Below are 12,988 nucleotides of genomic sequence, written 5' to 3' on the forward strand. Positions count from 1 at the left end.
GAGCGTCCTTTCGTCCTAAGCGGCCGGCGCCACGGCTGGCAACTGCTCGCCGATCTGCCGCGCTACCGCCGCGGTGAGTCCGACGATGAAGTAGTGGCCGCCCTCGACGTTCAGCGCGGAGTATCCGGCGTCGGTCTGCTCGGCCCATCCGGCCAGGGTCGGCGCGTCCACCGATCCGGTGGACCCGCGAACCGTGGTGATCGGCACCGGCAGCGGCCGGCGCGGCCGGTACCGGTAGTTCTCCCAGAGCGCGAACTCGCTGCGCAGCATCGGCAGCAGGAACTCCTGCAACTCCGCGTTGCGCACCACTGCCTCCGGCAGCCCGCCGCGCTCGCGCACGGTGGCCAGCAACTGCTCATCGGGCAGCCGATGCAGCGGGTCGGCGGGCGGCGGCGCCTGCGGCGGGGGCTGCTCGCCGACGATCAATCGCCGCGGCCAGGTCCCGAACCGGCCGCCCATCTCGTGCGCGATCTCGAACGCCAAAAGCCCACCGGCACAATGCCCGTACAACGCGTACGGCATCGTCGTGTACGGCCGCAACGCGATCGCGCAGGCGGTGACCAGCCGTCCGATGTCACTCGGCGGATCCTCCCTGGACCGGTCCTCGCGCCCCGGCAACTGCACCACCAGCGTCTCGATCTCGGCGGGCAGCAACGCCGCCATCCGCTGGAACACCGACGCGCCGCCGCCGGCGAACGGCAGGCAGATCAGCCGCAGCCGAGCACCCGGACGAGCCAGCCTGCGCACCCAGAGCGAGTCCGTCGTGTAACCCACCGTCCCGATGTCGGCCGTCATTGCACCGCCGTCCCGTCCAATTCGGCTGCCAGCGCGGCGATCTCGGCGTCGCTGCGGCCCTCGACCAGCTGTAGCGCGTCTGCCAAAGCGTCCTGCTGGGTCCGCTGCTCCGCCTTCGCCGCGTCGACCAGCGCGGCCAGCCCGGACACCGTCGGATCGGCGAAGAAGTCCGCGATCGAGGGCGCCACGCCGAACACCGCGTTGACCCGCGAGGAGAGCTGGATGGCCTCCAGGCTCGTCCCGCCCGCGGCGAAGAAGTTCACGTCGTTGCCGATCCGGACACCGAGCAGCGGCGCGAAAACCTCTGCGCGCATCAGCCGTTCGGTGGGCGTGCTGTTCTCCTCGTCGGCGTCGGTCAGCTCGTCGACCGAGAACTCCACCGCGGGCAACCGCCGCCGGTCGATCTTGCCGCTCGGCGTGAGCGGCACCTCGTCCAGCGGCACCAGCACCGACGGCACCATCGCCGCGGGAAGCCGCCCGCTCACCGCCGCGCGAACGGAATCGAGTTGCAGCTCACCGGCCCGCTCGGGGACCACATAGGCGACCAGCATCGCGCCGGTCCGCGGCTCGATCACCACCGAGGCCACCGCCTGGGCGACCCCGGTCACCGCGTGCAGCGCGGCCTCTACCTCGCCCAGTTCGATCCGCACGCCGCGGATCTTCACTTGCCGGTCGGCCCGCCCGACGAAGCACAGATCGCCCGCGTCGTCCCAGACCGCGAGGTCGCCGGTGAGGTAGCGGCGCGAGCCGGGCGGCCCGTCCGGGTCCGGCCGGAATCGGTCCGCGGTCAGATCGGGCCTGCCGAGGTAGCCGCGCGCCACGCCGAGTCCGGCGATGGCCAGCTCGCCGATCGCGCCGGGCGGCAGCACGCCCGCCCCGGTGCTGTCCACGACGTAGGCGCGGTGGTTGGCCATCGCCCGTCCGATCGGCGGCGACGCGGTCCACTCTCCCGCGCACAGCTTGGCCACCACGGTCACCGTGGTCTCGGTCGGCCCGTAGCCGTTCCAGAAACCGCGGCCGCGCGCCCATCGGGTGGTCAGCTCACCGGTGAACGCCTCGCCGCCCACGAACGCCACCCGCAGATCCGGATAGCCTTCCGGCGCAAGCAATCCCATGATGGCCGGCGGCAGGTCGACGATGGTGATCCGCTGCCCGCGCAGCACCTCGTCGAGCGCGTCCACCGAGCGTCGCTGGTCCTCGTCCATCACATACAGCACGGCGCCGCTGAGCAGCGTGCCGAAGATCTCGAAGACCGAGACGTCGAAGCCGGGCGAATTGAAGTGCAGCACCCGGTCCTGCGGGGTGAGGTCGAACATCGCGCGCACGGTGCGAACGAAGTTGGTGACGTTACGGTGCTCGACCACAACGCCTTTGGGCTTGCCGGTGGAACCGGACGTGTAGATCACGTAGGCGGCCGCGGCGGGTGGCACCGTGGGCGCTGGGCCGGGTGGCTCCGGTAGCCGCAGCGATTCGTGGTCCGGGGCGGGGTCGATGACCAAGCGATGCGGCGGCGGCACCCGCTCGGCGGTAGTCGGCGAGACGACAATGGTTGTGGCGTCGGTGTCCGCGAGGATCATCGCCAGCCGTTCGTCGGGCTGGGTGACGTCGAGCGGCACGTAGGCGGCCCCGGCGCGCAGCACGCCGAGCGCGACCGCGATCAGCGCGGGGCCGCGTTCCATCACCACCGGGATCAGGTCACCGGGTCCGGCGCCGGCCGCGGCCAGCCGGTCGGCGATGCGGCGCGACCAGTCGTCCAGCGCGCGGTAGCTCAGGCTGCCGTCCTGCCAGACCAGCGCCGCGTGGTCCGGGTCGGCGGCGGCGACCTCGGTGAAGAGTTCGTGTACCGGCGTGTCCAGGGGCAGGCCGATCGGCGTGTTCCAGTGTTCGAGGATGTCCGCGCGTTCCCGCGCAGTGCCGAACGGGGCGTCCCCCACCGGCCGGTCGGGCTGGGCACAGAGGGCGCCGAGGGTCTGCAGAAACCGGTCGAGCAGGCGGTCGGCGGTGGTCGCGCGATACAGTGCCGTGGCGAATCGCAGTGCCACCGTTGGCCGTTCGCCGCCGCTGATCTCCAGCGCCAGTTCGAACGCCCCGGCACCGGCGTCGACCTGCTCGCAACCGATCCGCACGGCATCGGCCGCGATCGGGCCCGCCGGTTCGCCGGTATTGACGAAACCGATCTGCACCAGGGGCAATCGCCCGGTGTCCGGCTCTACGCCGAGCGCGTCCAGGATCAGCTTGAACGGCAGTGTCGCGTGCAGGGCACCGGCCAATCGAGCGGCGCGCACCGCGGCGATCACCGCGCCGAAGCTGTCCGCCTCGTCCAGTTCGACACGCAGCGGCAGCAGATTGCCGCAGTCCCCGACCAAGCGATCTGCGTCGAACGGACCGGTGACGTCGAACGGCAGCCCGACGGTGAGATCGCCTCTGGCCGTGTGCCTGGCGATCACCACGAGCAACCCGGCGAGCAAGACGTCGTCGCGCTCGGCGCCCGTCGTCCCGGCCAGGGTGTGCACGGCGGCGACCAGGTCCGGCGGCATCGACCCGGTGACCACGTCGCTGCTCAGGTCGAGCAGTCGCGGACGGTGCCCGTCCGGCGGCAATTCCGTGCTCTCCCAGCCGGACAGCGCGCCACGCCAGTACTCGGTGGCGGCGCGCGCGATGTCCTGCCCGCACCACTCCCGCTGCCAGTTCGCGTAGGCGCCGAAATCGACGGCCTCCTGCGGCCACCGCGGCGGCTCGCCGGCAACGCGGGCGCGGTAGGCAAAAGTCAAGTCGCCCTGCACAACCCGCGCCGAACGCGGGTCGAGCACGATGTAGTGCCCGATCAGCACCAGCAGATGCCGCTCCGGATCGGCGCGCAGCAGCCGGAGGCGGATCGCGGGACCGGTGTCGAGCTGTAGACCGCGGCGCAACTCGTCCTGCACCACCTCGTCCGCCCGCACCCGCAGCCGTCCATCGGCCACGTCCTCCACCGTCAACCGCAGCTCGGGCACCGAAAGCACCTGCTGGGTGCCGCGCGTGTCCTCGTCCGGGAAGATCGAACGCAGCACCGTGTGCCTGCGCAGCAGATCGGTCAGCGCCAGGCGCAGCGCCTCGACATCGAGCGGGCCGTCGATCGGGAACGCGAAGCCGAGCCCATAGGCCAGGCTGCTCGGGGCGAGCCGGTCGAACAGCCACAGCTGCTCCTGCCGGTAGGACAGCGGTGCCGATCGGACCCCGGAGGAGACGTCTGCCAGCTGGGCCAGCAACTCGTCTCGGCGCTCCCCCGGGAGCTGGCGCAGCCGACGAAGCAACTCGCTCTGTGGACCCATGCCGTGGCCTCCCAGTCAATCTGCAACTTACTACAGCTAGGTGTCGCCTGTTGAGAACAGACCCCTCGAAGTCAACATAATACTCTGCAATTGACCGGGAAATAGTCTGTAAGCGGACAAATTATCTACGTCGCACACCGGACAGAAACAGCCGGTGACCTGCCGATACCCGCCTGCAGCAGGAACACTGCGGGCGCGGGTCCGACGAGCAACTGACTACACTCAGCCGGCCGGTTCCGGAGCCGATTCGACAGCAAGCCGATTCGCCAGCACCGCGAGCAACTCCGGCGGCGCGTTCAGAAAGCTGTAGTGCGTGCCGGGCAGGACCACCTTCTCGGTCTCCGCCCATTCCCGCCAGCCCCCCATCAGCGTGTGCGGCACCTCGACATCCGCATTCCAGCCCAGCGCGGTGATCGGGCAGGGCACCGAACCCGCTGGGCGCCAATACTTCTTGTTGGCCGCCAGGTCGGCCGCCATCACGTCGATGAACAGATCGACCAGCTCGCCGGCCGATTCGGGCGCGCCCATCGCGGCGAGCAGCCCGGCGATCTCGGCGCGCAGACCCTGCTCGTCCAGGCCGAGGAAGCGACCCCACGGACCGTCCTGCGGTGCGACCTGACTGGACACGAAGTACCGATCCGGCGCGGGCAGACCGCGTTCCGCGATCTGGATCACCAGTTCGAACGCGGGCAGTGCGCCGCCGCAGTGGCCGAACAGCGCGTACGGACGCGCCGTGATCAGCTCGCCGACATCGTCCAGCAGTGCCGCGGCCACCTCCTGATAGGTCTCGAAATACGGTTCCTTGATGCGGTTCTCGCGGCCCGGCAGTTGCAGCGCGACCACCTCGGCCGCGCCGATGGTCGCGGGCCAGGCCCGGTACATCGACGCGCCGCAGCCCGAATACGGCATGCACAGCAGCAACATTCGGGACTCGGGCGCGGGCTCGCGCAGGAACCAGCGGCGCTGTTGCCGTTCCATCACGCCTTCTCCCCGATCACCACACCGTTGGCGCCGGGCGAGTCGAACCGGACCGTGCGCACCCGCACACAACCCGCGGCGCGCAGCCACGCACCGTACTCGGCCGCGGTGTAATTCCGCCCCAGGCAGCCGACCAGCATGTTCATGCTCATCAGCGCCGCGTCGGCCGGGCCGGACTTGTCGTCGTCCACCAGCAACTCGCTGATCACCACGAGGCCGCCGGAGGGCAGCGCGTCCAGGCAGGCGGCGAGGATCTTGCGGTTCCGCTCCTCGTCCCAGTCATGCATGATCATCGAGAGCAGCACGGCGTCATGCCCGGTCGGCAGCGGATCGGTGAAGAAGTTGGCGGCCGTCGTGCCGAGCCGTCCGGACAGGCCCGCGGCGTCGATCCGTTCCCGCGCGATGGCGCACACGTGCGGCAGGTCCAGCACGGTGCCGCTGAGCTCTGGTTTCTGCCTGCACAATTCGATCAGGGTGGCCCCGGATCCACCGCCGACGTCCATGATTCGGCGCACGCCGGACAGGTCCACGGCCTCGGCCAGCGCGCGGGCGGTCAGCGTGGAGTACGCCCAGAGCGCGCTCCAGAAGTAGGCCGGGGTGTTGCCCTGCTCGAAGATGGTCCGGCTCGGGTCGACCACCGGCCGGCTCGGCGCGTCGGTGCGTATCGCCTCGGCGGCCCGATTCCAGCCCGGCGCAGTGTGTTTGGCCACCATCTGCACGTAGTCGCCGAAGTAGTCGCGCCGTCCGGGCACCAGATACCGCTCGGCCACGGCGGTGTTGCGGTAGCGCCCGTCCCGGTGCTCCAGCAGGTCGAGCGCGGTGCACGCGGTCAGCAGGATCTCCGCGGGACGCGCGTTGATGCCGAGCCGTCCGGCCAGTTCCGGTGCCGTCGCCGGGCTCGGGGCCAACGCTTCGAACAGCCCGATCTCGATCGCGGCCGTGAGCGTGTGGGTCCGCCACATGCCGGTGGCCAAGTCGATGAGCAGGGTCGGCGGCGGCGCGGCCGCCTCGCCGTTCGGTTCGGCAGCCGGGACGGCCGTCGCAGGCTTCCCGCCGATCGTCCCCGTGTCCGCGGTCATACCGGCCTCCCTCGTCGGTCCGGGAAGTGTTGTGCTCGTGTGCATCCCGGTGCTGTTCGATTGCTGCTCAACCCGGTGCGGCGGGGGCAGGCCGCCGATATCCGGGGCGGGGTCGAGCAGTGCGGCCAGGCCACCGACCGTGCCCGCGACCTGGAGATCGGCCAGCTCGATCCGGCGGCCGAATTCCTGCTCGATGCGGCCTTGCAACTCGGCCAGCTGCAAGGAATCGCCGCCGAGTTCGACGAAGTGGTCGTCCGCGCCCACCCGGCTCAGCCGCAGCACGTAGGAAAACAGCCGGGCCAGAACGGTTTCCGTGCCCGGGGCCGGGGCGCGCCAGGTGCTCGCCGGGCGCCAGCGGGCCCAGTCGTCGGGCGGCAGTTGCCGCCGATCGATCTTGTCGGACGTGTTCTGCGGCAGGGCGTCCAGCTGCACGTAGGCGACCGGAACCATCCAGTCCGGCAACCGTTCCAGTGCGTAGTTGCGCAATTCCAACGGCGCCACATCGCGTTCGGCGACGAAGCAGGCGACGAGGCGGAGCTGATCGCCGTCCACCGCGGTGACCACCGCGACCCGGCGCACGGCGGGGTGCAGGCCGAGCGTCCACTCGACGTCGCCGAGTTCGACGCGATTGCCGCGGATCTTGACGATGTCGTCGATCCGGCCGTGGTGTTCGAGGATGCCGTCCGGGCGGAGCCGACCGGCGTCGCCGGAGCGGTAGATCCGGCTGCCCGCGGCACCGAACGGGTTGGGGCGGAAGCGATCCGCGGTTTGCGCCGGATCCCCGAGGTAACCGAGGCTCAGGCAGTCCGAGTCGATCCATACCTCACCGATGCCGTCGCCGACCGGGGTCAGCCCGTCCTCCTCCAGCAGGTGCACGGTGACGCCCTCGATCGGGCGGCCGACGGTCGGCGGCAACTCGCGGTCCGCGGCGGTGGCCGTCGCGGCGGTGTGCCGTTGCGCCCACGGATAGCAGGAGTGGGCGACCTGGAACGCCTCCAGGCACCCGTAGGAGACCGCAACCTCGAACGGCAGATCCGCAGGCCCCCACCGATGTAACCGTTCGCCGCCGCAGGTCAGCAGCCGCAGAGCGCAGTTGCGCGGCCACGGCAGGCGCTGTAATGCCTCGCCGACCGGGGCGACCACGAAGCACTGGGTGATCCGCTCGGCGAGTAGCCAATCCTGCAACGCGCGCGGGTTCGCGTACACGTCGTGCTCGCCGATCACGATGTGCGCGCCCCGCCAGAGCAATCCGCTGACCTCGTGCAACGCGATTCCGGCACCGGCGGCGCCGAGCCACGAGCCGCGATCGGCACCGGTGGTCGCGTTGATCTCCGCGCTGCGGTCGGCGCTCAGAGCGATCCAGGAGTGCTGGGCCAGCACGATTTTCGCGGCGCCCGAGGAACCCGAGGTGAACATGGCGTAGGCGAGCTCGGCGCGCCGCGGTGGCCGGGGCAGGTCGAACACGTCGTCCGGCGCGGGGATCCCGGCGTCGAGCAGCACCTCGGGCAATCCTCCGGTCCCGGCCGGTACGGGGTGGTCGTTGCCCGCGCCGATCACGACGACCGGCCGGGCGGAGTCGATCGCGCGGTGGAACCGCTGCGCCGGCGCGGCCGGATCCAGCGGCATGCAGACCGCACCGGCCTTCAGGCAGCCGAGCATGCCGACCACCCACTCGATCGAGCGACCCAGGTACATGGCGACGATGTCACCGCGCGCGACGCCCGAGCCGACAAGCCGCTGGGCGAGCCGGTTCGACTGCCGGTTCAGTTCCGCGTAGGTCAATTCCCGATCGCCGTGCCGGATCGCCGGCGCCGACGGCGTGATGCGGGCGAAGTCCTCGATCCGGGAGACCAGGGTCGAATCCGTGCTCGTCTCCTGGACGGCCGGTCGACGATTCAGTGATGACGTCATGCCCTCTGACTCCTCTGCGGGGAAGTCGGTGCGAGATGTCGATTTTCTCAACACACCACGCATCACCGTACAGTCTCTTTGCCGGGAAGTCACGTGAGTGTTGGCTTGCGCGACAAGACAAGAACTCCTGCTCAATGACTGCATAACGGATAAGGTGTCTGCATGAGAGACTACGAAAACTCTATGCCTCTCGCGGCAATTCAAGAACACTTCTGGTTCCCGGACGGTTCGGCCGCCGAGCAGGCCCCGCTGACCGAGTGCGTCGGACTCGCGGTGCCGGCCGCGCTGGACCGGAATGCTCTGCACAGCGCGGTGCGCGCGCTGCTGGGCCGGCACGAGATCCTGCGCAGCGCGGTGCGCGCGGCGGGTGGGCAGCCGGTGCAGCTGGTGCTGCCGGTGCCGGAACAGCTGCCGATCACCGAGATCGCGCTCGATCCCGGCGCGGACATCGCTCGGCTGCGCGACCGGGAACTGACTCGATTCGCCTGCACCGGAATCGATCCGGCGGCCGGTGGCGCCATCGCGTTCCGGCTGCTGCGCGGCGGCGGGCCGAACGGCGGGGATGTGCTCGCGGTGGCGCTGCATCACCTGTTCCTGGATGCCACGGCGGTGCGGCTGCTGCTCGCCGAACTCAGCGCGGACTACGACGCCGCACTGGCCGGAAACCCGTCGCCGGTGCCGCCGCCGGAGCTGCAATACCGCGACTTCGTCCGTTGGGAGAGCGACACCCTGTTTCCCGCCTTCGAAGCCGCCGACACCGCCTGGTGGCAGGCGACTTTACGCAATGCGCCGACCAGGCTGGACCTGCGGCCGGACCGGCCGCGCCGACGCATCAAGCGCGGCGTGGGCCGGCGCACCGCGTTCGTCCTGCCCGGCGTCGCGGGCCTCGCGCTACGCGGCACCGCCCGGACGCTGCGTTGCTCGCCGTACGCGCTGTGCCTGGCCGGGTGGGCGGCGACGATCGCCCGTTCCACCGGTCAGCCGGACCTCATCCTCGGCGCCCTCGCCGCCAACCGCACTGTCCCACAGTTGAAAACGCTCATCGGGCAGATGTCGAACACCGTTCCGCTGCGCCTCGATCTCGGCGGCGACCACACGCTTGCCGACGCGGCGGCGCGCTGTTCGGCGACCGTGGCGGCGGCGATCGAGCACGCCCGGTTGCCGTTCAACCGGATCGTGCGGGCCGCCGGTGCGCCTCGCCCGACCGACCGGACCACGCTGATCCAGCACCTGTTCCTGCCGCCGGTGGACGCGGTCGGCGAACTGCGGCTGGGCGGGCACCCGGTGCAGGTACTCGACGTCGAACGCGAACGCGGCCGGTTCGACACCGTCGTCGAAATCGAGTTCGCCGGAGCCGAAGTCAGACTGTGGCTGGAATACGACGGCGATCTCTACACGCCGGCCGGCATCGACGCGCTGGTTCAGGATTACGCCACTGTGCTGCGGCAGTGGCTCGAGCATCCCGAATCGCGGATGTCCGAGCTGGTTCTCCAGCAACCGGCCCCGGTAGCGCTCGCCCCGATCAGCGCGGAGCAGGTCCCGTTCGAATTGCCCGACGGGACGCCGATCACGTTGTCACTGGACCGTTCTCGCGGTGCGGACCACTGGCCGGTGCTGTCCGGTCTCGCCGGAGCGCAAGACCCGCAACTGGATTCGGCGCGCTCGGTGCACCAGCCGTCGGCGCTGCTGCTCGCCGGAGCTCCCAGCGGGCTCACCGCACGCCGCGATGCCGAAGGCCGGTGGGAGATCGTAGCCGGACTGCCGGAGACCGCCCCGCTCGAGCCAGGCCTGGCCGAAACTGGCACGGCGCCACCCGCGGACCGCCTGTTGGAGCTCGTGACCGAACTATGGGCACAGGCCCTCGAATACCCCGGGCTGAGCGCGGACGACGATTTCTTCGCCTGCGGCGGACATTCGATGCTCGCCACCCGGCTCACCGCCGAGCTGCAGGAAACCCTCGGCGTGCCCGTCCGGGTGCGGACCCTGTTCGAGAACCCCACCCCCGGCGAACTGACCGTTCACCTGCGCACAGCGAATCCGAACCTGGACAAGATGCTTCAGCTCGTCTCGGAGTTGGGCGATCTGCCGGTCGGTCTCGCTGCCGCATTGGACGATTCGGAGCCTTCGGGGACTTCAGTACCGAATTGGCCCGACACCATTGTCGAGGTGCCGCTGCTGTCGGGCCAGCGCCAGCTGTGGCTGGCCGAGCAGGCCGACCCGGGTGCCCTCACCCACACCATTCCCCTGGTCCTCGACCTGTCCGGACCACTGCGGCCGGACGCGTTCGCCCTGGCGGTGAACGATGTGGTGGCGCACCAGCCCGGCCTGCGCGGCACCTTCGTCGAGGTGGAAGGCCTTCCGGTACAACGGATCCACCCGCACACCGGCATCGACGTCCCGGTCCTCGACCTCACGAAACTGGACGACGCCGAACGCGAGGCCGAACTGAAGCGCCTCGAACAGGAGATCGCGTTCACCGGTTTCGACATCACCGCCTACCCCCTGCTGCGCGCCCGGGTCGTCCGCCTCGACGCGCAACGCCACCAGGCCCAGCTGCTGTTCCACCACCTGGTCATGGACGAGGTGTCGATGACCCTGCTGATGCGCGAACTGAGCACCGCCTACCAGGCCAGGGCCGCCGGTCACCCGCCGCGGCCGAACAGGCACGAGGTCGACTTCGGCGCCCTCGCCCTGGCCGAACAGGACATGCTGAACGGCCCCGAAGGCGAACGGCTGCGGCGATTCTGGGTCCGTGAGCTGGCGGGCGCACCGGAGCTGCGGATACCCACCGACCGGCCGCGCGGCGACAAGGCCAGGTTCCGCGGTGAGTTTCTGGAGCGACCGACCTCGATTGCCGGCGCCGCCGCCGTGCGTGAGCTCGCCGCGGCGGGCAAGACGACTCCGTTCGCCGTCTTCTGCGCCGCCGTCGCGGTCCAATTGCACAGGCTCAGTGGACAACACGACATCCTGATCGGCATCCCGACGGCCAACCGCACCCAACGCGGCGCGGAACAGTTGATCGGCTGCTTCCTCAACGTGGTCCCGCTGCGCCTCGACCTGTCCGGCAACCCGCGGTTCGACGAGCTGGTCCAGCGTGTCCGGGCGGCCGTATTGCGGGCCTACGAACACCAGCAGGCCCCGTTCGCCGACATCGTGCAGCTTCTTCAGCGTCCTCGGGTGACAGGGAAGCACCCGATCTACCAGGTCACCTGCGAGCTACAGCTGGAGACCTGGATCCCAGCCCAATTCGCCGCCGGTGTCGACTGCGACTATCGTTTCCTCACCCACGGGACCGCTCGATACGACATGGCCTTCCACGGTCTCCTCCGCCCCTCCGGCCTGTCCGCGATGCTCGAGCTGAACACCGATCTGTGGGACCACGCGTCCGGTCACCAGCAGATAGACCAGGTCCTGCGGATCCTGGCCGCCGCGGCCGCCGGCCCGCGCACCCCCATCGCGGACCTGCTCCCCGACTGAGGTATTCACCCGCAATGTATACATTTTCGCGAACACTGCACTGTTGCCTCTGCCTGTGGCATTCTGGTTCAATAACACTCAACACTCGGCGCCCATAGTCTGCGATCTCGCGATGCCTCCCCGATGCCCGGGTTATAGGCGCGGCTCACCGAGGTTCGGAGGAAACGTGACTGCGACAGAGCAACCCGCCAAGCAAGCCGTCGTCGATCGGCTCACCACCACATTCAACTGGCTCGATCCCGAGTACACCCCGGAGCTGGCCGAGATCGTCAACCGCACGATCCGCGAACGCACTCCGGTCGCCTACTCGGCCGCGCACGGAGGCATGTGGATCCTGTCCCGCTATGCCGACGTCAAGGCCGCTCTGCGCGACCACGATACGTTCAGTTCCGCAGCGGGCGTGCACTTTCCGCGCGCCGCGGGCATGCCGCCGTTCTCCCCCATCGACTTCGACCTGCCGGTCCAGGCCAAGATCCGCAACCTGATGGCGCCGCCGTTGAAGAAGCAGGCGATCCACGACCTGGAAGCCTCGGTGCGCGCGCTCGCGGCTGAGCTGATCGCGCCGATCGTCGAACGCGGCCACGGCGACTTCGTCGCGGAACTGGTTCAGCCCTACGCCATCGGCGCGCTCGGACTGGCCATCGGATTATCCGTCGAGGTGCAGCACGAGATCCGCGCCATGACCAGCACGATGTGGCGCTATCTCGGCGAGGAGACCGACGCGACCAGCTTCTGGATGCACTATCAGCCCATCCTGGCCGGCGAGATCAAGCGGGCCAGGGAGCACCCCGGCGACTACTATCTGTCCTGGCTGGTGAACGCGACCCTCGACGGCGAACCGGTCTCCGATGACCTGCTCTACTCGATCATCGTCTCGTATTGCGTTGCCGGGCATGCCAACACGATGAACACGGTGAACCGAATCCTGTGGTGGCTGGCCGGCGATCCCGAGCTCCAGCAGCGTCTGAAGCGCGAGCCCGACCTCGTGCCCACCCTCGGCGACGAGATCCTGCGCCGCTGGTGCCCCACCGACCGGTTCACCCGGGTCACCACCCGCGAGGTCGTCGTCAGCGGCGTCACCATCCCCGCGGGCGCCCGCGTCGTCCTGCTCTTCGACGCGGCCAATCGCGACCCCGAAGAGTTCCCGGACCCCGAGACGTTCTCGCTGAACCGCGGCAACTCCCACCACCACCTGACCTACGGCCACGGCATCCACCGCTGCCTCGGCGAACATTTCGCCCGCATGGAATTCAAAGCCGTGCTCGCCGAAATCGCCCGCCGCCCCACCTTCCACCTCACCGAGGCACCGCCCATCCACTTCGACAACGGCCGCCACATCCTCTTCGACAGCCTCCCGGTCCGCTTCGACACGAACGACCAACCGACGTAACTGTTTCCGCACGCTCACCAACAGATCGGGCCCTGCCCGGTGTTGCC

At 69.6% G+C, this 12,988-nt stretch carries 6 protein-coding genes; 2 read left to right on the plus strand and 4 right to left on the minus strand.

From position 1 onward, the window contains the following. Window positions 1-15: 15 nt before the first annotated feature. From ACFQ9K_RS08560 to ACFQ9K_RS08575, 4 genes are all read right to left on the minus strand, one after another. Window positions 16-795, minus strand: a complete 780-nt coding sequence (locus ACFQ9K_RS08560; protein WP_378714707.1) for a thioesterase II family protein — start codon at window positions 793-795, stop codon at window positions 16-18. Further along, entirely contained in the window at window positions 792-4,106 is a 3,315-nt protein-coding gene (locus ACFQ9K_RS08565) for an amino acid adenylation domain-containing protein (RefSeq protein ID WP_378714705.1), read from the minus strand. Before ACFQ9K_RS08565 ends, ACFQ9K_RS08560 begins: the two co-directional genes overlap by 4 nt. A 222-nt stretch (window positions 4,107-4,328) precedes the next feature. Continuing rightward, the gene (locus ACFQ9K_RS08570; protein ID WP_378714753.1) at window positions 4,329-5,084 is read right to left on the minus strand and encodes a thioesterase II family protein; all 756 of its coding nucleotides are present in this window, start codon (window positions 5,082-5,084) and stop codon (window positions 4,329-4,331) included. Continuing rightward, window positions 5,084-8,074 carry an AMP-binding protein gene (locus ACFQ9K_RS08575; protein WP_378714703.1) on the minus strand — a complete coding sequence of 997 codons (2,991 nt, stop codon included), beginning with the start codon at window positions 8,072-8,074 and terminating at the stop codon, window positions 5,084-5,086. Before ACFQ9K_RS08575 ends, ACFQ9K_RS08570 begins: the two co-directional genes overlap by 1 nt. Before the next feature lie 162 nt (window positions 8,075-8,236). Here ACFQ9K_RS08575 and ACFQ9K_RS08580 point away from each other — a divergent pair, with 162 nt between their 5' ends. Both ACFQ9K_RS08580 and ACFQ9K_RS08585 read left to right on the plus strand, forming a co-directional pair. Then, complete coding sequence (locus ACFQ9K_RS08580; RefSeq protein WP_378982991.1) at window positions 8,237-11,551, plus strand: condensation domain-containing protein; 3,315 nt, start codon at window positions 8,237-8,239, stop codon at window positions 11,549-11,551. Between the two features lie 166 nt (window positions 11,552-11,717). Further along, window positions 11,718-12,941 (plus strand): cytochrome P450, encoded by a 1,224-nt coding sequence (locus tag ACFQ9K_RS08585; protein ID WP_378714699.1) that lies wholly within the window; start codon window positions 11,718-11,720, stop codon window positions 12,939-12,941. Window positions 12,942-12,988 lie beyond the last annotated feature (47 nt).

This window comes from Nocardia sp. NPDC056564 (genome assembly GCF_042793755.1).
Taxonomy (GTDB): Bacteria; Actinomycetota; Actinomycetes; order Mycobacteriales; family Mycobacteriaceae; genus Nocardia.

Coding starts and splice junctions, on each gene's coding strand:
- ACFQ9K_RS08560 (WP_378714707.1), bottom strand. CDS start 795: ATGACGGCCGACATCGGGACGGTGGGTTACACGACGGACTCGCTCTGG.
- ACFQ9K_RS08565 (WP_378714705.1), bottom strand. CDS start 4,106: ATGGGTCCACAGAGCGAGTTGCTTCGTCGGCTGCGCCAGCTCCCGGGG.
- ACFQ9K_RS08570 (WP_378714753.1), bottom strand. CDS start 5,084: ATGGAACGGCAACAGCGCCGCTGGTTCCTGCGCGAGCCCGCGCCCGAG.
- ACFQ9K_RS08575 (WP_378714703.1), bottom strand. CDS start 8,074: ATGACGTCATCACTGAATCGTCGACCGGCCGTCCAGGAGACGAGCACG.
- ACFQ9K_RS08580 (WP_378982991.1), top strand. CDS start 8,237: ATGAGAGACTACGAAAACTCTATGCCTCTCGCGGCAATTCAAGAACAC.